Source organism: Kribbella sp. NBC_00359 (genome assembly GCF_036097425.1).
Classification (GTDB): domain Bacteria; phylum Actinomycetota; class Actinomycetes; order Propionibacteriales; family Kribbellaceae; genus Kribbella.
The window spans coordinates 2434125-2453859 of sequence record NZ_CP107975.1 but is presented as its reverse complement, the minus strand read 5'-3'; the positions used below and the strand labels follow the sequence as shown (position 1 = coordinate 2453859).

The window sequence follows — 19735 nt, the reverse complement described above, 5'->3', positions numbered from 1 at the left end:
TAGAGGCCGGTCAGCGGTCTGGGAAGCCCGCTAGTTGCTTGGCGAACTTGACCTGGACCTTCTCCTGCCGGCCGGCCAGGCCGACGATCGTGTTGCGCACCTGGCGCAGCGGCCGGGGGAGGTTCGCGAGCCGGGTCAGCCGGTGCGCCAGCCCGATCACCCGGACCGCCTCGGCGCGACTGTTGGTCGCGTAGGCGTCGAGGTCCGCCTCGTCGCCGCGGGTCAGCGCTACCGAGAGGGCGTCGGCCAGCGTCATCGCGTCCCGCAGTCCCAGGTTCATCCCCTGGCCGCCGGCCGGGCTGTGGGTGTGCGCCGCGTCACCGGCCAGCAGGATCCGGCCGGCCCGGTACTCGTCGGCGACCCGCTCATGGATCCGGAACCGCGAGCCCCAGACCACCTCGGTGACCTTCGGCGAGGTCTTGCGCGGACCGCGGTCGATCAGCAACTGCTGTGCGTATGCGGCGTCCGGGTGCTCCGGGGCATCATGCACCTCAGCCACGAGCCGGAACGATCCGTCCGGCAACGGCGCAACCACGAGCAGGCCCTCGTTGGAGAAGTACAGGGCGACCTCGTCCAGCGGCAGACCGCCGTCGACGCGGACGTCGATCAGGCTGCAGGACAGCTGCAGGGTGTTGCCGGGCATTCGGAGACCGGCCAGCTCGCGGACCGTGCTGTTCATCCCGTCGGCGGCGACGACATACTTCGCCTTGATCACGTCTCCGCTGTCCAGGGTCACCTCGGCGCCGTCCACGGTCTGGGTCACGGCGGTGGCGGCGTAGGGCCGCAGCACCGAGCCACCGAGCTCCTCGAGCCGCTCGAGCAGGATCCGCTCGGTCTCCGACTGCGGGATCATCACGATGAACGGGTACTTCGTCGGCAGCTCGGCGAAGCCGACCGGGATCAGGCGGCGATCGGCGTCGCGGACCGCGAACTCCTCCAGCTCGAGGCCCTCGTCGACGAGCCGCTTGGTGACGCCGATCTGGTCCAGCATCTCCAGGGTCCGCGGGTGGATCACGCAGGCCCGCGACGTGTTCGCCCCCTCCGCCTGCCGGTCGACCACCGCCACCGAGTGACCATGCAGCCGGAGACCGGCCGCCACCGCCAGCCCGACCGGGCCCGCACCTACCACTACGACATCTGCACTCTGGGGGGTCATTTCGTGTCCTTCCTCGCGTTTATCAACACTTGTTGACTTTTACTGTAGGAAGCCGATTAGCAAAAGTCAACACGTGTTGGCATATGCTGGGTACATGGCGGAGAAGAAGTCGGACCGGACCCGGGCAGCGATCCTGGCGGCGGCCAAGGAGCGGTTCGGTGCGGACGGGTACGAGCGAGCCACGATCCGGGCGATCGCGGCCGACGCGGCGATCGACCCGGCGATGGTGATGCGGTACTACGGCAGCAAGGAGAAACTGTTCGCCGCGGCGGCCGACTTCGACGTCCGGCTGCCCGACTTCAGCGGCGTACCGAAGGAACGGCTCGGGGAGGCGCTGGCCCGGCACCTCATCGAACGATGGGAAGCCGACGACACACTGCGGGTGCTGCTGAGGACCGCGGTCACCAACGAGGTCGCGGCCGAGCGGATGCGTGAGGTGTTCGCCGGCCAACTCGCGCCGACCCTGCGGAAGCTGGCGATCGACGAGCCGGCGGTCCGGGCCGGACTCGTCGCCTCCCAGGCTCTCGGTTTCGCGCTGTGCCGCTACATCCTCGCGTTCGCCCCGATCGTGAACCTGCCGGCCGGCGACGCGGTCGCGTGGCTCGGTCCGACCATCACGCGCTACCTGACGTCGCCGGTGCCCAACCAGGATTGAACGGCGGGGAGGGCTTCCTCCAGCGGCGGGAGGTGCGGGTGCCACTTGAGCTCCCACTCGAGGGAGACCGGGTAGTCGGTGCCGGCGAGGGTCTGCAGCAGATCCTGGACCGGGAAGTCGCCGGCGCCGATGGCGACCGGGCGATAGTCCTGCCGGGAGTCACTGTCCTTGACCTGCACGAACTCGAGCCACGGCTGCAGCAGGTTGAACGCCTCGGCCGGGGTCTCGCCGTGTGACCACGTGTGCGAACTGTCCCAGATCACCTTGACGTTGTGGCCGGGGACGTCGGCGTCGAGCAGCGCACAGAGCGCGGCGACCTGCCGGCCGGCGGAGTGCGAGTCGTGAGTTTCCAACAGGATGTGGACATCCCTGGGGGCGGACGTGACCCGATCGAGGGCCCTGATCTCGCCGGCGCTGGGAGAGTCCGCCGTACCTGACTCCGTCGCATCCGTCGTACCGGGATCGTCGCCGGGGAAGACGCGGACGCCGCGTGCACCGAGGTCGGCGGCGAGTTCGAGGTGAGCCTCAAGGGGCTGGTCCTCGACCGCACAGAGCTTGACATAGCTGCTCACCGCGAGGATCTCCAGACCGGCGTCCTCGATCCGGGTCCGCAGCTCGCGCCGCTGCGCCGTGCTCAGCCCGGTGTGGGTGAACTCGTCCGGCGCGGCGCGCAGTTCCAGTCCGGAAATATTGTTGCCCTTGGCAAGCTCCAGGACATGGTCGAGGGGCGCTCCGGGGCAGCCGAGCGTGGCGAAGGCTAGATGCATACCGCTAGCTGATCAGACCCAGCGACGGCGCGGGTGGGTGCGCGGCGTGGTGGGCTGCTCGGGAGCGGGCTGCTGCTGCTCGTAGGAGTACGGCTGCTGCTGCTCGTACTCCGTCGGCTGCTGCTGCTCCTCGGCCGGGGTGGAGTACGACTCCGACGTGTAGTTCGGGCTGTAGGTCTCGTAGGACTCGTTGCTGCTGTACTGCGAGCCGCTGTAGGAGTCGTACTCGTAGTTGCTGCTGCTCGGGCTCGAGTAGTCCGAGTTGTAGCCGTAGTCGGTCGGCTGGTCGTAGCTGGTGCTCGGGTACTCCGGGCTGTACGACGTCTGGTACTCCGAGGGAGCCTCGTACGACGACGGTTGGTAGCTGGACTCGCCGTACGACGAGTTGCCGTAGTCCGAGCCGTAGTTGTCGGCCTGGTACGACGGCTCCGGACCGTACTCCGGGACCGGCGGCAGCGGCTTCGACGGGGTCAGGAAGTCGTCCTGCTGCGTCGGGGCCGGAGCCGGCTCGTAGTAACCGGAGCCCGCCGTCACGTGCGACGACGGCATGGTGTGCTCCGACGGCGCGTACACAGTGTGCTCGGACGGGGTGTCCACGGCGTGCGACGGGACCGCCGGCTGGATCGCCGACGGGCTGTCCACCGCGACCCGAGCGGCCCGGCGACCGGCGCGCGCAACAGGCGCGGGCTCAGGCTCGGGTGCGGTCTCGACCTCCGGAACGGAGGACGTCGGGGTCAGGTAGTCGGGCGTCTCGTACGAGTACGGCTCGGAGTAGGTGGCCGCCCAGGACGGCTCGGCCGGCTGCTCCGGCTGGTACGAGTACGGGTCCGGCTGGGCGACGGTCATCGGCGCCGCCTCGTCCAGCCACCGGCTCCCGGTGTCGGTGGCGAGGATGTCGTCGCTGCCGGAGTCCAGGTAGTCGCTCCAGGACGTCTTCGCGCTCTCGTACGACGTCTCCTCGGCCTGCCGCTCGTCCTGCCAGGACTCGACCGCGTTGAACTGCTCGGTGGCCGGACCGGTGTCGTTGCCGTCCTGCCAGCTCTGCACGACCGGAGCGAACGGGCTCCACTTCGGCGACTCCTCGGGGGCGCTGTCGCCACCGAACGCGGCGGGCGCGGCACCGGCCGCGAAGGGGTTGCCGCCGCCGGGGAATCCGCCCGCGGCCGCACCGTCACCCGGGAAGCCCTGCGGTGCGGGGGCCGGAGCGGGCGCCGGAGCCGGAGCGAACGGGTTCGGCGCCGGGGCCTGGCCGACGCCGGCCATCTGGAACTCGGGCTGGCGCTCCAGCCGCAGCGAGGGTGCCGGCGCAGGGGCGTATTGGGCGATCGGCTCGGAGATGGCGGGCTGCTCGTCGGTGTCGTCGTTCGCGTAGGTCGGCACCGCGGTGAGCTTCGGCTCGCGCTGGTCCCACCACGGGACCCACGCGCGGCTCGTCTGCATCCCGTTGATCTTGCGGATCACCATCGTCGCCGCGACCGCGGACACGGCCGTCAGCACGAGCGACGCCGTACCGGCCAGGGCGATCCCGCGCAGCGACCCGACGGTTGCCTCCATCCACATCAGGAAGCGGCGGACCACCACGTCGAACGCGAGAGCGCCGACCCAGGCCACCCACCACGCGGAGGTGAGGGTGGGAGTCCGGAATCGGCGCAGGTCGTCGGTGTACACCGGGGTCTTCGGATCGCTGGCGAGCCAGACGTCGTCGACGATCTGTTTCGGATACCAGAGATTCGGGCCGGGGACGAACCAGCTGGCCAGCACCCAGCCGTGGCTACGGCGGTGGTCGGCCTGGCAGAACACCTCGGAGTTGATCCGGGCCCGCCAGAGCCAGATCACGAACACGACGGCGGCGGTGACCGAGATGATCACGTTCGGGACCGCGGTGACCTTGGCGATCGCGTCGGCGCGGTTCAGGTCGGCGTCGTCGACGTTCGGCATCCCGCCGAGGTAGCGGTGGACGACGGAGTACGTGTTCCAGTCGGACCAGGTGGAGAGCAGATGGGTGACCGTCGATGCACCCAGCAGACCGATGGCGATCTTGCCCACCGTTCCGACCTGCTGGAACTCCTCTGCAGCGTGTGGCTGCCAATCTTCGTGGTCTTCAGGGGCAGACAGGACTGCTGGCTGCGGGTGGCTCACGTCTCGCGTCCCTCGCGTTGCTGGAACTCCGTCGTTCGTTGGGCGTCTCGGCCAGATCCTGCCCCCGCATGACCGAGCCACATTGATACCACGAAGTAGGTACGCGACGGGAGTCGGCCCCAGCACGGAGGGTGCCGACTTAACATGTTCTTTTCGTACGCCCATCACCACTTGTAACGACGCATTGGACGGTGCGTGACGGTTTGGTTTACCGCGCAGGAGGTTGGAATCCGTTCTGCGGCTGGTCGATCGCCCACCACGGCACCCACGGACGCTTGGTCTGCAGCTCGTCGATCCGCCCGACCAGGATCACCGCGAGCACCGCGGCCACGGTGGTGAACAAGGCCGAGATGCTGGACAGTACGACGTTCGTCCGCAGGTCACCGAGCTGCATCGGGCCGGCCAGCACGCCGCGCTGAACGATGTTGCCGGTGACGAGGCCGACCACCCACGTAAGCCACCAGACCCAGACCAACTGGGTGCCTGGGATCTCCTTCAGGCTCGCCGTGTGCGGATCGGTCCGCGGGTCGCTGGCCGCCACGATGTCGTCGACGACCTGCTTGGGGTACCAGAGGTTCACCACCGGGCAGATCCAGCTGCCGAGCACCCATCCACGGGTCAACCGGTGCTCGCCGCGGCAGAACATCTCCGCGTTCCACCGGACCCGCCAGAGCCAGACGATGAACACCACCGCGGCCGCCAGCAGGGCGAGCGCGGCGACGATGCCGAGCGAGCCGGAGATGAGGTCGGCCTCGGCCAGTCGGTCCGGGTCGTCGGCGTACTTCTTCAGCGTCTGGTACGAGTACCAGTCCGACCAGGCGGTCGCCCAGCTGGAGACGGTGACGAGCCCGATCAGGATCGACGCGGCCAGGCCCATCGCACGCTCGGAACTGAACCAGCGGTCCAGCGGCGGTTGCGGCGCCCGGCTCGGCATGGATCAGATGTAGCACAACACGGCGTGACCAGGCGAGGACATCACGTCGCGGTCGGTTGGTGGCGCATTTCCGCCGGAAAACTGTCGGTGGGCAGCGGCAGGATGGGGGTATGCGCTGGTCCGTGATCGACTCGCCCATCGGCGACCTCACTCTCGCGGTCGACGACATCGGCCTCTGCCGCCTGCACTTCGGCTCGACCGACCGGCCAGTCGACGCCGACCCGCTGCTCACCGAGACGGCCGAGCAACTGAAGGCGTACTTCGCCGGCGAGCTCCAGCAGTTCACCGTGCCGCTCTCGGTCCCCGGCGGCTCCGACTTCGAGCGCGCCGTCTGGGCTCAGCTCGGCCGGATCCCCTACGGCGAGATGCAGACGTACGGCGACGTCGCGAAGATCGTCGGGGATTCCGGCGCCGCCCGGGCCGTCGGCGTCGCCTGCAACCGGAACCCGATCGCCATCGTCCTGCCCTGCCACCGGGTGGTCGGCGCCGGCGGCAAGATGGTCGGCTTCGGCGGCGGCATCCCGACCAAGCGGCATCTGCTCGAGCTCGAGGCCCGGGTCACACTCGAGACGCTCTGGACCTGAGCCGGTGTAACCGGCGCGGCACGCTGCGAAACCTGACGAAGATCTGACACCGAGATGGTGAATATCAGCGCGCGGTTGGGGTTACCAGAGGGCTACCGTTGCTCATAGCGATCGAGTCGTCACGTTTGAAGCGAGCGATTCAACCGCGCCCTCCACCCTGCCCCGGAAGACTCATAGATGACCAAAACCCGCTCGACTGCCCACCTCCACCCCGACCTCAGCGCGCTGATGGACAAGAGCGCCGAAGACTGGTCCGCCCCCGAGATCCAGGACGCCGCCCGTGCGGCGCTCCAACTGCACGCGCCCGACCGCGAGCCACTGACCTGGATCAAGCGGTTCGGCATCCTCCCGTGGCTGCACCGCAACGACGCGGTCTGCCTGCACTGCGGCGGCACCTATCCGTGCATCACCCACCGGTACGCCACCCAGTTGCTCTCGGCCGGCCGTTACACGATCGCCAAGCCGGATCATGCCGACGGCGACACCGATACTGATCCCGAGCCGCAACCGAACTGACGTCGTACGCGCAAGGCGACGCCGCAACAAACGAAGGCCGCGAACCCCTGGATCGGGTTCGCGGCCTTCGCCGTTGCGGTGGTCAGTTGCGGTGGTTGGTCAGGAGTCGGTCGGCTTGGACTCGGTCGAGCCGGTCGGCTTCCGGGTGGTGGTGGTCTTCTTGGCCGCCGGGCCGTTCGAGGTGGCGCCGTTCGCGGCCGCCTTCGCCTCGGCGTCGGCCTTTGCCTCGGCGTCCGCCTTCGTGGCTTCGGTCCTGGCATTGTCGGCGGCCTTGGCGCTGTCGGGCTTGGCCGTGTCGGGCTTGGCGGTGTCCTGCTTCGGCGACTCCGCCTTCGGGGCATCGGTCTTGCCGTTGGCGGACGGGCTCTCCGGGCGCGACGTCGTACCGGCCGGGGCGGAGCTGTAGTCGCGACCGCTGGTCGGGGTCGACTGCCAGGCCGGCTCCGGCGGGGTCAGCAGCTTCTTCACCGCTGCCGCCGCCAGGGCGCCGAAGCCCAGGAACAGCACGACCTTGCGGAGCGTGTGGCTCTTCTTCTTCGGTACGTCGATCTCACCCTTGAGCGCGGCCTTGGTGGCCTTGCCCCGGCGCGAGGTCTCCTCGACCACCGGCTCGGCGGCGGCCGCGAGCGAAACCAGCGCGGCGGTCACCTTCGGCAGCACGTCGTCGTTGAACCGCACGCGCGCCTTCTCAGCCGCGGCCTCGGTGGCCGGTCCGACCTTGGCGAGCGCGTCGTCGATCACCGGGCTGGCCTTCTCGACCGCGACCCCTGCATAGTGCGCGCCACGCTCGACGGCCTTCTCGGCGTACGGCGACACCTTCTCCCGTGCGGTGCCCATAGCGGGGCCGAGGTGGTCACGGACCTGGCCGACGGCCGGCCCGATCTTCCCCGACGCCGACTCGGCGAGTGGCCGGACCTTGTCCTTCGCGGTCTCGACCCGGCCCTTGGAATTCCTCAAACCCACGGTTCCCTCCTCGGTGCCACCCGTCATGACGGACAGCGCTCCGGCCCATCGGCGTCATGGACCCTGCTGATACGGCTCTGGACAAATCCGGTGTCATCTGCATCGTACGACGTACCGAGCTGATCACCCGGTGCCCCATCCCCGCCCCACCCATTCCCCAACCCAGTTCTACCCCGGAGCAAAGCCGAGGCCCGCGCGATTGTCCAGCGCCCGACCACTGCGGTTCTGCTTCGCCCCGGGAGCGAAGCGGAGGACGTTGCGCGCCATCCGACTCTGCTTGGACTCCTTTCCCGCCCCTCCCCGCCCCGGAGCGCAGCGGAGGGGCGGGTGCTTGTCTTCCGGCCGGTCGGTGCGGATCTGCTTGGACTCACGTGACAGGATCGAGGGCGTAAGCCGTACCTGATCTAGGAGTGACTCCCGTGGCCGAAGAGCTGTACGCGACCCTGCAGACGACGAAGGGTGACGTCGTCATCAGGCTGTTCCCCAACCAGGCGCCGAAGACGGTGAGCAACTTCGTCGGCCTGGCCGAGGGCACCAAGGAGTGGACCGACCCGCAGACCGGGCAGGCCACCACCAGGAAGTTCTACGACGGCCTGACCTTCCACCGCGTCATCGACGGCTTCATGATCCAGGGCGGCTGCCCGCTCGGCACCGGCACCGGCTCGCCCGGGTACGCCTTCGACGACGAGATCCACCCGGAGCTCCAGTTCGACCGCCCGTACCTGCTCGCGATGGCGAACGCCGGCATCCAGTTCGGCCGCGGCACCAACGGCTCGCAGTTCTTCGTGACCGTGGTCCCGACGCCGCACCTGAACCGCAAGCACACGATCTTCGGCGAGGTCGCCGATGACGAGTCGAAGAAGGTCGTCGACGCGCTCGCGACCGCGAAGACCGCGCCGGGCGACCGGCCGATCGAGCCGATCCTGATCAACACCGTCGTGATCGAGCGCAAGAACGCCTGATTTCCCGGTCCGGGCCGGTCAGCCGGCCCGGATCCGCCGTCCTGTGGAGGATCCAGCCGCGTGACCGAGACCGTCTGCTACCGGCACCCGGATCGGCCCGCCGGGGTCCGCTGCCAGCGCTGTGACAAGCCGATCTGCCCGGCCTGCATGAACAGCGCCGCGGTCGGGTTCCAGTGCCCGAGCTGCTTCAACGAGGGCGTGAAGTCGGTGCCGCGCACCCGGACCTCGCTCGGCGGCATTCAGCGCGGCAACCCGCAAGTCGTCACGCTCAGCCTGATGGCGATCAACGTGCTGGTCTTCATCGCCGTCCATGCCGGCGGCGCCCGGATCGTCAACGATCTGGTGCTGGTCCCGGTGCTGGTGGACAGCGAGCCGTGGCGGTTGCTCACGTCGGCCTTCACCCACGTGCAGATCTTCCACATCTTCTCGAACCTGTTCATGCTGTACGTGCTCGGTCCGCCACTGGAGCAGATGCTCGGCCGGATCAGGTTCCTGACCCTCTACCTGCTGTCCGCCCTCGGCGGCGGCCTCGCGGTCTGGCTGCTCGCGGCCCCCGGCTCGGCGACCCTCGGCGCGTCCGGCGGCGTCCTCGGCCTGGTCGGTGCCCTCCTGGTGGTCCACCGCGCCCGCGGCCTCGACGTCACCTGGATCCTCGGCTACATCGCCATCACCGCCGTCCTGTCCTTCGCCATCCCCGGCATCTCCTGGCAAGGCCACCTCGGCGGCTTCCTCACCGGCGCAGCCGTAGCCTGGGTCTTCCTCCAAACCAGCAACCACCGCCGCAAGAAAACCCGCACCTGACCCCCGGCCGTTCACAAGGCGACTAATTGGGCTAGGCCACAATTTCTGCTCGGTTGTGTGAATGCGGATGACAGCGGGGGCAGATGCTCGTCTAATCAGGTGACGTCCCGACGGGGGACCCAAGTGGTTAGGACAGCTGGGATGAGTCCACGTGCGGTGGAGAAACGTGCACGGCCGGGCAATGACGGACAGTTGCCGGCGCCGTCAGCGCAGCAGCAGGCAACTGTCGCCGAACTCGTGCCAGAGGTAGTGCTCGTCCAGAGCCGCGTCGTAGGCGCGCTGGACCGTGCTGCCTCCGACGACCGACTCGAGAAGGAGTAGGTGCGAGGCCTCGGGTGCGTGCATCCCGGTCACGAGGCCATCCACAACTCGGACCGGGTGATCCGGGCCGAGGACGAGGTCGGTCCAGCCGTGCGCCGCGCTGACCGAGCCATCTGGCCTGACGGCTGACTCGATGGCGCGGACCGCGGTCGTGCCGACTGCGATCACGCGCCCTCGGTTGGCCTTGACCCAGTTGACCAGGCGGGCCGTGTGCTCGGGTACGTCGTACCGCTCGGGCAAAGGGGGTTCGTGGCTCTCGAGTGATGACACCCCGCAATGCAAGAGGATCGGCGCGATCAGCACGCCCTGCGACGCCAGATGACTCACCAGCTCGAAGCTGAACGGCCTTGCCGCACTGGGCATCTCCGCACTGCCAGGCTCGCGCGCGAAGACAGTCTGGTACGACGCCAGCGGCCAGTGCTGACCGACGTACTTATAGGTGATCGGACGGCCATGGCGTTCCAGATAGCCGAGCACATCCGCCACTGGAGGCTTCGCCCGCCATAGGCGATTGGAGCCCGGTTGGTACGGCGACAGCAGGGTCAGCACACCCTCTGGCAGTTCGACGTGGTCGCCCGCCGTACCGCCGAACATCGGCGCGCCGCCGTTGCGCAACTCGACCACCCAAGTGCCGTCGTCGAGCGCAGTGGAGAAGTGCACGACCACCGGCTCCACACCGGAGCCGCTGATCCATGAGCCGTCGACGGCCGCGGGCAGTGTGCCGGACGTGTTCACCAGCAGCAGGTCTCCCGGTCGCAGATGTTCGCCGATCCGGTCGAAGCGGGTGTGCGTGACGGTCGACCCCTCCGCGACCAGCAGCTTCACCTGATCCCGCGACAGCCCCCGAGCCTCCGGTGGTTCGCCGGCGTTGAGTGAATCGGGCAGGACGAATCTGGTGTGGGGATGCACCCTCACGACCTCACCGCCGGCGCGAACTCGGCGGCTCGGTAGCGCCCACTCTCCGGCCTGCTGTCGAGCAACTGCAGGAACGCCGGTACGACGGTCGCCGGCTCGGGCCGGTCCGAGATGTCCTCGCCGGGGAACGCGGCCTGGTGCATCGCCGTACGCAGATCACCCGGATCGACGGCGTACACGGACAGCGTGGGGTGCTCAGCAGCGAGGACTCGGGTCGCGTGGTCAAGTGCGGCCTTGGCGGAGCCATAGCCGCCCCACGTCTCATATGCCTCCACTGCGGCGTCAGAACTGATGTTGAGCAGCACACCCGACGCCGCGGTGAGTGATGGCAGCAGGGCTTGGGTCAGAGCGATCGGTGCGAGTACGTCGACCTCGTAGACGCGACGCAGTTCGTCGAGATCGGCGGACCCCAACGCCTGCAGGGGACTCGGGCCGAGGTAGCTCGCGTTGTTGACGAGCAGGTCGAGCCGGCCGAGCCCGGCCACGGCGTCGACCAGGTCGGCGCGATGCGACGGGTCGGTGACGTCGCCGGCGAGCGGGACCACGTCGGTGTGGCTCGCCAGCGCGTCGGCCGCGTCCTTGAGCGCTTCGGCGCCGCGGGCATCGATCACCAGCACCCAGCCGCGTCCGGCGAGTCCGTGCGCCAGCGCGAGTCCGAGACCGGCAGACGCACCGGTGATGAGAGCGACAGGACGGTCGGAGGATTCAGGAGTCATGCCCCGACTGTCATCCCTCAAGTGAACTTGAGGTCAAGTGTTCCGTCAGATCAGAATGCCGGGGTTGAGGACGGCGCCGGGGTCGAGGACGTGCTTGACGGCTTGGAGGGCTTCCAGCGCAAGCGGACCGATCTCGTCGGCGTAGGCCGCGCGGTGGTCGGTGCCGACGCCGTGGTGATGGGAGATGGTGCCGCCGGCGGTCGCGATCGCCTGGCTGGCGGCGGCTTTCGCCGTACGCCATTGCCGCACGGGATCGTCGGTCTGCGCCGAGATCACCGTGAAGTACAGCGAGGCACCGGTCTCGTAAAGGTGGGACACGTGGCAGAGAACCAGTGGTGGCGTGCCTTGCTCGGTCAGCGTCTGCACCAAAGCCTCCGTGACGGCAGCCTTGAGCTCGGGGATACGGGACCAGAAGGCTGCCGTCTCGAGGGTCTCGACCAGCGCGCCCTCGTCGAGCAAGGGATCACGCAGGTACGGCGCTCGGTAGCGGCCGACCCGCCAGGTCTCACCAGGCCCCTCACCGAGATTCTGCCCACCGGCCGCGGTCAGGACCTCGGCCGTCCCGGAGTTGTACGGGCCGTCGAACCCGATGATCGCCAGTACGCCGCCCGACCGGCCACCGAGCACATCCGGATCGGCCAGGTTCACCGCCGTCTCGACCTCGTCGGACAACCGCAGCACCGTCGGCAACGGCCCGTCCTGCGCCAGTCGCCGGATCGCGGTCAGACCGTCGGCGAAGCTCTCGAACCGCCAGCCCTCGAAGTGCCGCTCGGCCGGTCGCGGCCGGATCCGTACGACGACCGACGTGATGATCCCGAACGCGCCCTCGGACCCGAGCACGAGCTGGCGCAGGTCCGGCCCGGCCGCGGACATCGGCGCCCGGCCGAGCTCGATGGTCCCGCGCGGGGTGGCGAGTGTCAGCCCGACCACCATCTGGTCGAAGCGTCCGTACCCGGCGGACGACTGCCCGCTCGACCGCGCGGCCGCATAGCCGCCGATCGACGCGCCCTCGTAGGACTGCGGGAAGTGGCCGAGTGTGTAGCCGCGTTCGGCGAGGAGTGCTTCGGCCGCCGGACCTCGGACACCCGCCTGGAGCGTCGCGGTTCGCGAGATCTCGTCCAGTGCGACGAGCTGATCCAGCCGGCGCAGATCCACGGTGACGAAGCGGCGATCGGGAGCGAGTCCGCCGACCACCGAGGTGCCCCCGGAGTAGGGCACGACTGCGAGGTCGTGGTCAGCAGCGCCGGCGAGGAGGGCGAGGACCTCGTCGTGGGTCGCCGGGTAGACGACGGCGTCGGGCATATCGGACGTGTCACCCAAGCGGTGGAGGAGCAGGTCGGTGGTCGAGTAGCCGCGGGTGTGTGCCCACCGCGAGTCCAGGTCGGAAGCAACGTGCTCCATACCGACCACTCCGGCCAGGAACGACAGTTGCTCCGGGATCAGACCGGATCGGTCGGCTGCGACCAGCGGGTCCACGGGATCCGTCTGCGGGCGTCGTACGCCGAGGTGCTTCAGGGCCTCGAGCGCGGCGGGCGGGAGGGCGACGGGGTGGGCGGGGTCGCCCCAACGGCCGGGCGTGAGATGCACCACCGGAAGGTCCGACTCGGTCATCGTGGGCTCCCTTTCGGCGGTGCTGCGAGGTAGCGTCCGTGGGAGGTGGAACCCCCTGGCTCCCACCTCCCACGGACAGTTTCGGGACGACACAGTCGCTGATACACTCTGACATGTGATGTCTCAGCGTAGCAGCGAGTCGGAGCCCGAGACCAGCGCCCGTCCGGCGCCCGCGAACGCGATCGGCGAGGAGCGGATCCTCGACGCGGCCTACGAGCTGCTGCTCGCGATCGGGATGCGCCGGATGACGATGGCCGACATCGCCCGGCATGCCGAGGTCTCCCGCGCGACCCTGTACCGGCGCTGGCCGAACGTGCAGGCCGTGGTCGCCGCGCTGATGACCCGGGAGTGGACCACCGCGCTGGTGTCGGCATTCCAGCCGGACGCCGCGGACGGCCGGTCCCGGCTGGTCGAGGGCGTGGTCGAGGTGGTCGCGCAGACCCGGGTCCACCCGTTGATGCGCAAGATCATCGAGCTCGACCCCGAGTTCCTCACGCCGTACCTGCTCGAGCGCCGCGGTAGCAGCACCGTCGCGCATCTCAAGCTGGTCGAGGAGGGCATCAAGTTGGGCCAGGCCGACGGCTCGATCCGGTCCGGCGATCCGGTCTGGCTGGCCCGGCAGATCATCCTCGTCTCGCTGGCCTCGGCGGTCTCCGGTCCGGTGATGGCCGCGAAGGACGAGTATCCGAAGCTCGACGACGAGCTGCGCGACATGCTCACCAAGTACCTGACGCCATGATCGACCGGGGCGGCGGCGCGGGGAAGGAGTTCAGGACGGTCGGCAACGCCAGCCTGAACGCGGCGCGCCGGACCCGCGAGCTGGACTGGCTGGGCACGACCGGCAAGGTCGACGTCCTGGTCATCGGCGGCGGGGTCACCGGCGCCGGCGTCGCCCTGGACGCGGCCGCCCGCGGCCTGTCAGTTGCCCTGGTCGAGAAGCACGACCTCGCGTTCGGCACCAGCCGCTGGAGCTCGAAGCTCGTGCACGGCGGGCTGCGCTACCTCGCTTCCGGCCATGTCGGCATCGCGTACGAGAGCGCCGTCGAGCGCGGCATCCTGATGAAGACGACCGCGCCACACCTGGTCCACCCGATCCCGCAGGTCGCGCCATGGTTGCCGCACGCAAAGTTCGCGCAGGCCGCAATGCTGCGGTCGGCGTTCCTCGGCGGCGACGTCCTGCGCACGTTCGCGCGGACCAGCGACGACTTCCTGCCGCACTCGCGCCGGGTGAGCTCGGCCGAGATCCTCCGCTACGCCCCGACCCTGCGGCCGGAAGGCCTGCGCGGCGGCTTCCTGACCTGGGACGGTCAGTTGTACGACGACGCCCGGCTGGTGGTCGCGATCGCGCGGACCGCGGCGCAGTACGGCGCCCGCATTCTCACCCGGGTCGCCGCCACCGAGGTCACCGGACGCGGTGCCGTCCTGGTCGACCAACTGACCGGGCACCGCCTGTCCGTGGACGCGAAGGTGGTGATCAACGCCGCCGGGATCTGGGCCGGTCAGGTCGCCGCCGGCATCAGGCTGCGGCCCAGCCGGGGGACGCATCTCGTCCTGCCGCAGTCCGCCTTCGGCGGGTTGTCCGCCATCCTGACCGTGCCCGTGCCGGGTGAGCTGCGCCGCGTGGTGATGGCGATCCCGGCGCCGGACGACCGGGTGTACCTCGGTCTGACCGACGAGGACGCGCCCGGCCCGGTGAACGACGTACCGCAGGCCACCGACGCGGAGATCGACTTCCTCCTCGACACCATCAGCAGCGCGGTGCAGACGCCGCTGACGCGGGCTGACCTCCTCGGCACGTATGCCGGTCTCCGCCCACTTCTCGACACACGGCATCACAAGGGTGCGGACAAGACCGCGGACATCTCCCGGCGTCACGCGGTGATCACCAGCGACGACGGGCTCGTGACGATCGTCGGCGGGAAACTCACCACCTACCGCAGGATGGCGCAGGACGCGCTCGACAAGGCGCTGGAGCAGTCCACCCTCGACGTACGCCGGCCTTGCCTGACCCACCGGCTTCCGCTGGTCGGCGCGGCCGATCGGGTCCGGCTGGCGGCCGTGCGGGCGCCGTCGCGATTCGTCCAGCGGTACGGCGTCGAGGCGCCCGAGGTGATCGCGGGAGCGCCGGGTTTGCTGGAGCCGATCGCGCCCGGACTGCGGACGACGTACGCCGAGCTGTTGTTCGCCATCCGGCACGAGGGTGCGCTGACGGTGGACGACGTACTGGACCGGCGGACCCGGATCGGGCTGTCGGCCGTGGATCGGGAGCTCGCGCTGCCCGCGGTCCAGCAGGCGTTCGCCACCGTCTAGTTGCAGCTTTTCACCTGTGGACAAGGGGTTGATCGCTCCTGGCCTTGGGTTAACTTGGCTGCGGGGAGGTGGACAGATGACGCAGCCGTATCCAGGCCAATATCCGCAGTATCCGGGCCCGTATGGACCGATGCCGTACCAGCCCGCGCCGATCCCGCCGCGGTACCGGCCGCTGCGGAAGATCGCGCTGGTCAGCATCGTGCTGATGGGGCTGACCGCGGTCGCGGCGGTGATCCAGTCCGCGCTCCTGTGGAGCTCGTACGACGACGTCAAGCGGTTCGTCTACGGACTGCTGTCCGAGGAGGAGGTCAACCGCGGCATCCAGTCGATCGCCGGCACCGGACCGCTGCTCAACCTGGTCAGCTACCTGCTGATGGGCACGGCCGTCGCCTTCCTGATCTGGCTGTGGCAAGCGCGGGAGAACACCGACTTCCTGCACTCACCGCTGGCGCCGCGTCCCGGGCCGCCGGTCGACCCGGCCCGCGGCCTGCATCGGCGGGTGCAGGGCTGGGTGGTCGGCTCGTGGTTCTGCCCGATCGTGCAGTTCTGGTATCCGTTGGAGATCGTCCAGGACGTCGCCACCGCGAGCGAGCCGCTCGAGCAGCCGGGCGCGACCCGGACCGGTCGGATGCGCGCGCTGCTGTATGGGTGGTGGGCGTCGTGGACGGGATTCTGGGTGATCCTGATCGGCGGCGGTGGGATCGCCTTCATCGGCTTCATCGTGTGGGTCGTCCGCCTGGTCGATGCGGCCGACGCCGCCGACGCGACCGGTGACTACGTCGACATCTACGACCTGCAGGACTTCATGGTCCGGGTCGCGCTCGCGGTCAACATCGGCTTCACGGTGGCGACCGTCTTGCTGATCGTCGCGGGCATCGCCGCCTCGCTGTTGCTCCTTCAGATCACTCGCTGGCAGCAGGACCGGGCCGAGGTTCCGCGCGTCACCGACGTGCTGCCGCCGCCCGAGCCGCCGCAGTACGCACCCCGGTTCAACAACCCCGGCCCGACCTTCCCGTCGTACGGCCCGCGCACCTAGGGACGGCAGAGTACGACGCTCGCGTCGTCGTACCGCTTCCCGCGAGGGCTGGCCGGCGCGGCCTCGTCGTACGCCCAGACCCGGTCGATCAACTCACGCAGTCCGTCGGTGGTGAGGACGTCGACCAGGTCGTCCCACGAGTGGCCGTAGCGCTCGGTGTACCGGGACGCTCCATCGGTCAGTACGACGACCACGTCCACGTCGGCGCGATCCGTCGTACCCGTAAGCGCCTGGTACGCCGCCTCGGGCTCGGTGCTCGCCACCCAGAAGCCGCCGGGCTGGTTGCGGAGCCGGCGGACCGCGGCCAGGGAGTGCTCGGGGAGGAGGTCGATGCGGTCGTCGCTGTGGACGGTGATCGCGCCGGCCGGCGACCGCACGATGATCGGCGAGTCGGCCAGCACCAAATGCTCGACGTGGTCCGGCCGGATGCGGAGCATCGACACGGTGGACGACGGGCTGTCCGGGTTGGTGACGTCGCAGGTGTCGGCGTGCGCAGCACGGACTGCTGTGATCGCTTCGGCCAGCAGGTCGGTGAGCGGCGCGGACGAGCGCGAGAGAAGGGGCGGCGCGAGCCGGGTCGCGAGTTGGCCGACGAGCCAGGCGACGGTGTGCCGGCAGCCGGAGTCGACGCCCGGTGGAGCGGTGGCGCCGTCGAGGACGACGACGAAGTCGGGCCCGGTGAGCACGAGATCCTCGTTCACCGCGGGTGGTCGCCGATCCGGCGCGGGCAGGCTGAGCAAGCGGATCTCCACCCACCCAGTCTCCTACGGCTGATCGGACCAACCGTCGGCCAGTGACTGTTCGAGCGAGATCTTGGGCGACCAGCCGAGCTGTGCGCCGATCAACGTGATGTCCGCCTGCTGCCAGCTCACCCCCGGCCCGCCGTCCTGAATGTCGTCGACGATCTTCGCCGGCTGCCCGCTCAGCTCGAACAGCTGACCGGCGACATCGCGGGCGAGCGTCGCCCGGCCGGTGCCGACGTTCAGGACCGGCGGGAGCTTGGCGTCCGCGAGCGCCACCGCGACCACGGCCTCGGCGACGTCGCGGACGTCGACGAAGTCCCGCCAGACGTCGAGCGATCCGACCTCGATCAACTGGCGCGACCGGAGATCCCTGATCACGCGACCCGGCAAGGTACTCGCGGGCGCGCCGGGGCCGATCACATCGAAGATCCGGAGCACGACGGCGTCCGCGCCGTTCCGCTGGGCGCGCAGGACGAGTTCGGAGCCGGCCAGCTTGGTGACGCCGTACGGACCGGCCGGGCGGGGTTCGGTCTGCTCGTCCAGGCTGGTGCCGTGCGGACCACCGCCGTACTCGGCGGCCGAACCGAGCTGGACGAAGCGGGCGTGGCCGGCGTTGTCCCGGGCCGAGGCGAGCAGGGCCTCTACCGCGATCACGTTGGCCCGGACGAGGTCGGCCGGCTCGCCCAGCGTGGCGCCGGCGGCGTTGACGATCACGGTCGGCTTGTACATGCCGATCTGGGTGTCCAGGGCGTACGAGTGCATCGCGGCCAGGTCGCACAGCCGGTACGGCTCACCCCGGCTCCGGCTCAGGCCGCGGTACTCGACCCCGCGGTCGGCGAGCAGCGCGCAGATCCTGGCGCCGAGGAAACCTCCCGCGCCGAACACCATCACCCGCTCAGTTCCGGTCACCCCTCCATCGTGCGGCCCGTAGTTGTCGGTCGGCCTACCGTTCTCCGTCGTACGGATCACAACTCTGTCGGCTCGGGATGGCAGGGTGGGGGCTCCAGGGGACCGACCGAGGGAGATTCATGGCCGACCGTGCGCGACCGGGAGCGCCGACCGAGTCGACGATCCGCGACTGGGACGACGCCGACCCGTCCGGGCAGACCTACCACCGGGTGCTGTTCATCGACTCGGACCTGACCGAGGTGGACAACCGCGGCGGGATCTTCGAGGAGTGCACGTTCCGCGGGGTCCGCTTCAACGCCTCGACCCACACCGACGCGGCGTTCGTGAACTGCACCTTCGTCCGCTGCTCGCTGTTCGACACCACCTTCACCCGCTGCAAGCTCGTCGGCAGCTACTTCGACGACTGCACCTTCAACCTGCTGAAGGTGTCCGGCGGCGACTGGTCGTTCACCGGTCTGCCGGGCGCGGACCTGAAGGGGACCGAGTTCACCGGGGTGAAACTGCGCGAGGCGGAGTTGACCGGCATCCGTGCGGCGAAGGCGACGCTGCGCGACCTCGATCTGTCCGGCGCGTCGCTGCAGCGAGCCGACTTCACTGGGGCCGACCTGCGCGGCTCCGACCTGTCCACGCTCGAGCCACTGACCGTCACGCTCAGAGACGCCCGGATCGACGTCGCTCAGGCGATGGTCGTCGCGGCCACCCTCGGACTGGATGTCCGGCCCTGACCTGTGGATATCTCCGCGTAGTTGCGCAGTCATCCCCCGTTCCATCCACAACCTGTGGATAACCATCCGGATAACTTCGTCTACGTTCTGTGATATTCACCGAGCCCTGACTACCGCACGTAGCCCAGTGGCCGGTTTCGGTATTGGTACAGGCCGCTGAACCAGCCCGCCGCGCCGGTGCCGCGCCGACCGCCGGGCCCGTACGACGAGCATCGCGGCGTGCTCGACGACGTACGGGCCCGTCACCAACCGGCGGCTGCGGGTGAGGGTCCGCAGGCCGGCCGCGAGACCGACCCCGCAGAACGCGCCGAGCGAGTTCGCGATCAGATCGTGCAACTGACATGACCGCCCGAGTTGCGGGACCAGCGCCTGGATCGCCTCGACAGCGGCCGACATCCCGATCCCGGCGGCGATCCCGTCGCCCGGGCGGCCGCCGGCCAGCGTGAGCATGCCGGCGGCCGGGACGAAGAGCAGGACGTTGAGCAGGCCCTGGAGTGAGGTGAGGCCGCCGGTGGTGGTCAGGTGAGCGCCGCACTGGCCGACCTGGCCCAGCCGGTGTGCGGTCGGGCTGAGGGTTGCCGCGAGTACCAGGGCGAGGGCCACCGGCAGGCAGAAGGCCGCCAGCCGGGGGATCAGGTCGCCGGGCCGGCGCAGCGACGAGACGGCGATCGGCAACGCCATGCCGGTGAGGACGAGCCAGGTGTCCAGTAGATGTGGGATGCCGCGATAAGTCTCGAGCACGCGTCCGGACCCTCCCGTGGTCGACCGGCTGTCTCGATCTCTTCCTCGTCGATTGCGCTTCCTCACAAGACGATCTGCCGTCCGCCCCGCGCCCGCCAGGCTTGTCCGGACATCTGCACGCACCCGCAAACAGTCCGTGACAATCCGTGCACAAACTGTCATGGAAGAAAGGTGCTCGGGGCAACGATCAATTGCCTGCCCTCCACCGATCGGTGGAGGGCCTGGTCAGCC

20 protein-coding genes are annotated in these 19735 nt (G+C 69.3%); 9 read left to right on the top strand and 11 right to left on the bottom strand.

Features of this window, described 5'->3' with window-relative positions; all coding sequences use genetic code 11:
* Positions 1–10: 10 nt before the first annotated feature.
* Positions 11–1156, bottom strand: coding sequence for an FAD-dependent oxidoreductase (locus OG876_RS12045; protein ID WP_328524900.1), 1146 nt, complete (start codon positions 1154–1156; stop codon positions 11–13).
* Positions 1157–1250: 94 nt separating this feature from the next.
* Here OG876_RS12045 and OG876_RS12040 point away from each other — a divergent pair, with 94 nt between their 5' ends.
* Positions 1251–1811, top strand: a complete 561-nt coding sequence (locus OG876_RS12040) for a TetR/AcrR family transcriptional regulator (RefSeq protein WP_328524899.1) — start codon at positions 1251–1253, stop codon at positions 1809–1811.
* On the opposite strand, the gene OG876_RS12035 is transcribed toward OG876_RS12040, so the two are convergent.
* The 3 genes from OG876_RS12035 to OG876_RS12025 all read right to left on the bottom strand — a co-directional run bounded on the left by OG876_RS12035 (position 1778) and on the right by OG876_RS12025 (position 5651).
* Positions 1778–2578 (bottom strand): sugar phosphate isomerase/epimerase family protein, encoded by an 801-nt coding sequence (locus OG876_RS12035; RefSeq protein ID WP_328524898.1) that lies wholly within the window; start codon positions 2576–2578, stop codon positions 1778–1780. The genes OG876_RS12040 and OG876_RS12035 overlap by 34 nt on opposite strands.
* Before the next feature lie 12 nt (positions 2579–2590).
* Positions 2591–4624 (bottom strand): DUF4328 domain-containing protein, encoded by a 2034-nt coding sequence (locus OG876_RS12030; protein WP_328524897.1) that lies wholly within the window; start codon positions 4622–4624, stop codon positions 2591–2593.
* 301 nt (positions 4625–4925) lie between these two features.
* On the bottom strand, positions 4926–5651 hold the full coding sequence (locus OG876_RS12025) for a DUF4328 domain-containing protein (protein ID WP_328524896.1): 726 nt from the start codon (positions 5649–5651) through the stop codon (positions 4926–4928).
* Between the two features lie 110 nt (positions 5652–5761).
* Here OG876_RS12025 and OG876_RS12020 point away from each other — a divergent pair, with 110 nt between their 5' ends.
* Together OG876_RS12020 and OG876_RS12015 are read left to right on the top strand one after the other, a co-directional pair.
* Complete coding sequence (locus OG876_RS12020) at positions 5762–6235, top strand: methylated-DNA--[protein]-cysteine S-methyltransferase (RefSeq protein ID WP_328524895.1); 474 nt, start codon at positions 5762–5764, stop codon at positions 6233–6235.
* Between the two features lie 177 nt (positions 6236–6412).
* Positions 6413–6751 carry a hypothetical protein gene (locus OG876_RS12015; protein ID WP_328524894.1) on the top strand — a complete coding sequence of 113 codons (339 nt, stop codon included), beginning with the start codon at positions 6413–6415 and terminating at the stop codon, positions 6749–6751.
* A 99-nt stretch (positions 6752–6850) separates the two neighbouring features.
* Here the strand turns inward: OG876_RS12015 and OG876_RS12010 are convergent, their stop codons facing one another.
* The gene (locus OG876_RS12010; RefSeq protein ID WP_328524893.1) at positions 6851–7714 is read right to left on the bottom strand and encodes a hypothetical protein; all 864 of its coding nucleotides are present in this window, start codon (positions 7712–7714) and stop codon (positions 6851–6853) included.
* Between the two features lie 419 nt (positions 7715–8133).
* On the opposite strand from OG876_RS12010, the gene OG876_RS12005 reads away from it, so the two are divergent.
* Both OG876_RS12005 and OG876_RS12000 read left to right on the top strand, forming a co-directional pair.
* Positions 8134–8676: a peptidylprolyl isomerase gene (locus OG876_RS12005; RefSeq protein WP_442914122.1), complete on the top strand. Its 543-nt coding sequence runs from the start codon at positions 8134–8136 to the stop codon at positions 8674–8676.
* Positions 8677–8736: 60 nt separating this feature from the next.
* A complete protein-coding gene (locus tag OG876_RS12000; RefSeq protein WP_328524892.1) occupies positions 8737–9477 on the top strand; it encodes a rhomboid family intramembrane serine protease in 741 nt (246 codons plus the stop codon).
* Positions 9478–9681: 204 nt separating this feature from the next.
* Here OG876_RS12000 and OG876_RS11995 read toward each other — a convergent pair whose 3' ends face one another.
* From OG876_RS11995 to OG876_RS11985, 3 genes are read right to left on the bottom strand one after another with little or no spacing between them, the layout of a single operon-like run.
* The gene (locus tag OG876_RS11995; RefSeq protein ID WP_328524891.1) at positions 9682–10713 is read right to left on the bottom strand and encodes an S-adenosylmethionine:tRNA ribosyltransferase-isomerase; all 1032 of its coding nucleotides are present in this window, start codon (positions 10711–10713) and stop codon (positions 9682–9684) included.
* Positions 10710–11429, bottom strand: coding sequence for an SDR family NAD(P)-dependent oxidoreductase (locus OG876_RS11990; RefSeq protein ID WP_328524890.1), 720 nt, complete (start codon positions 11427–11429; stop codon positions 10710–10712). The genes OG876_RS11995 and OG876_RS11990 overlap by 4 nt, the downstream gene beginning before the upstream one ends.
* A 45-nt stretch (positions 11430–11474) precedes the next feature.
* A complete protein-coding gene (locus OG876_RS11985; protein WP_328524889.1) occupies positions 11475–13040 on the bottom strand; it encodes an FAD-binding oxidoreductase in 1566 nt (521 codons plus the stop codon).
* A 118-nt stretch (positions 13041–13158) separates the two neighbouring features.
* On the opposite strand from OG876_RS11985, the gene OG876_RS11980 reads away from it, so the two are divergent.
* From OG876_RS11980 to OG876_RS11970, 3 genes are all read left to right on the top strand, one after another.
* Complete coding sequence (locus OG876_RS11980) at positions 13159–13779, top strand: TetR/AcrR family transcriptional regulator (RefSeq protein WP_328524888.1); 621 nt, start codon at positions 13159–13161, stop codon at positions 13777–13779.
* Positions 13776–15350: a glycerol-3-phosphate dehydrogenase/oxidase gene (locus OG876_RS11975; RefSeq protein ID WP_328524887.1), complete on the top strand. Its 1575-nt coding sequence runs from the start codon at positions 13776–13778 to the stop codon at positions 15348–15350. The genes OG876_RS11980 and OG876_RS11975 overlap by 4 nt, the downstream gene beginning before the upstream one ends.
* Before the next feature lie 76 nt (positions 15351–15426).
* Positions 15427–16386, top strand: coding sequence for a DUF4328 domain-containing protein (locus tag OG876_RS11970; protein WP_328524886.1), 960 nt, complete (start codon positions 15427–15429; stop codon positions 16384–16386).
* Here the strand turns inward: OG876_RS11970 and OG876_RS11965 are convergent.
* Both OG876_RS11965 and OG876_RS11960 read right to left on the bottom strand, forming a co-directional pair.
* Positions 16383–17138, bottom strand: coding sequence for a protein phosphatase 2C domain-containing protein (locus OG876_RS11965; protein WP_328524885.1), 756 nt, complete (start codon positions 17136–17138; stop codon positions 16383–16385). The two genes, OG876_RS11970 and OG876_RS11965, sit on opposite strands and share 4 nt — an antisense overlap.
* A 12-nt stretch (positions 17139–17150) precedes the next feature.
* Entirely contained in the window at positions 17151–18038 is an 888-nt protein-coding gene (locus tag OG876_RS11960; protein WP_328524884.1) for an NAD-dependent epimerase/dehydratase family protein, read from the bottom strand.
* Positions 18039–18157: 119 nt separating this feature from the next.
* Here OG876_RS11960 and OG876_RS11955 point away from each other — a divergent pair, with 119 nt between their 5' ends.
* Positions 18158–18763, top strand: coding sequence for a pentapeptide repeat-containing protein (locus tag OG876_RS11955; RefSeq protein ID WP_328524883.1), 606 nt, complete (start codon positions 18158–18160; stop codon positions 18761–18763).
* Positions 18764–18859: 96 nt separating this feature from the next.
* On the opposite strand, the gene OG876_RS11950 is transcribed toward OG876_RS11955, so the two are convergent.
* Positions 18860–19504, bottom strand: coding sequence for a VanZ family protein (locus OG876_RS11950; protein ID WP_328524882.1), 645 nt, complete (start codon positions 19502–19504; stop codon positions 18860–18862).
* Between the last annotated feature and the right edge of the window lie 231 nt (positions 19505–19735).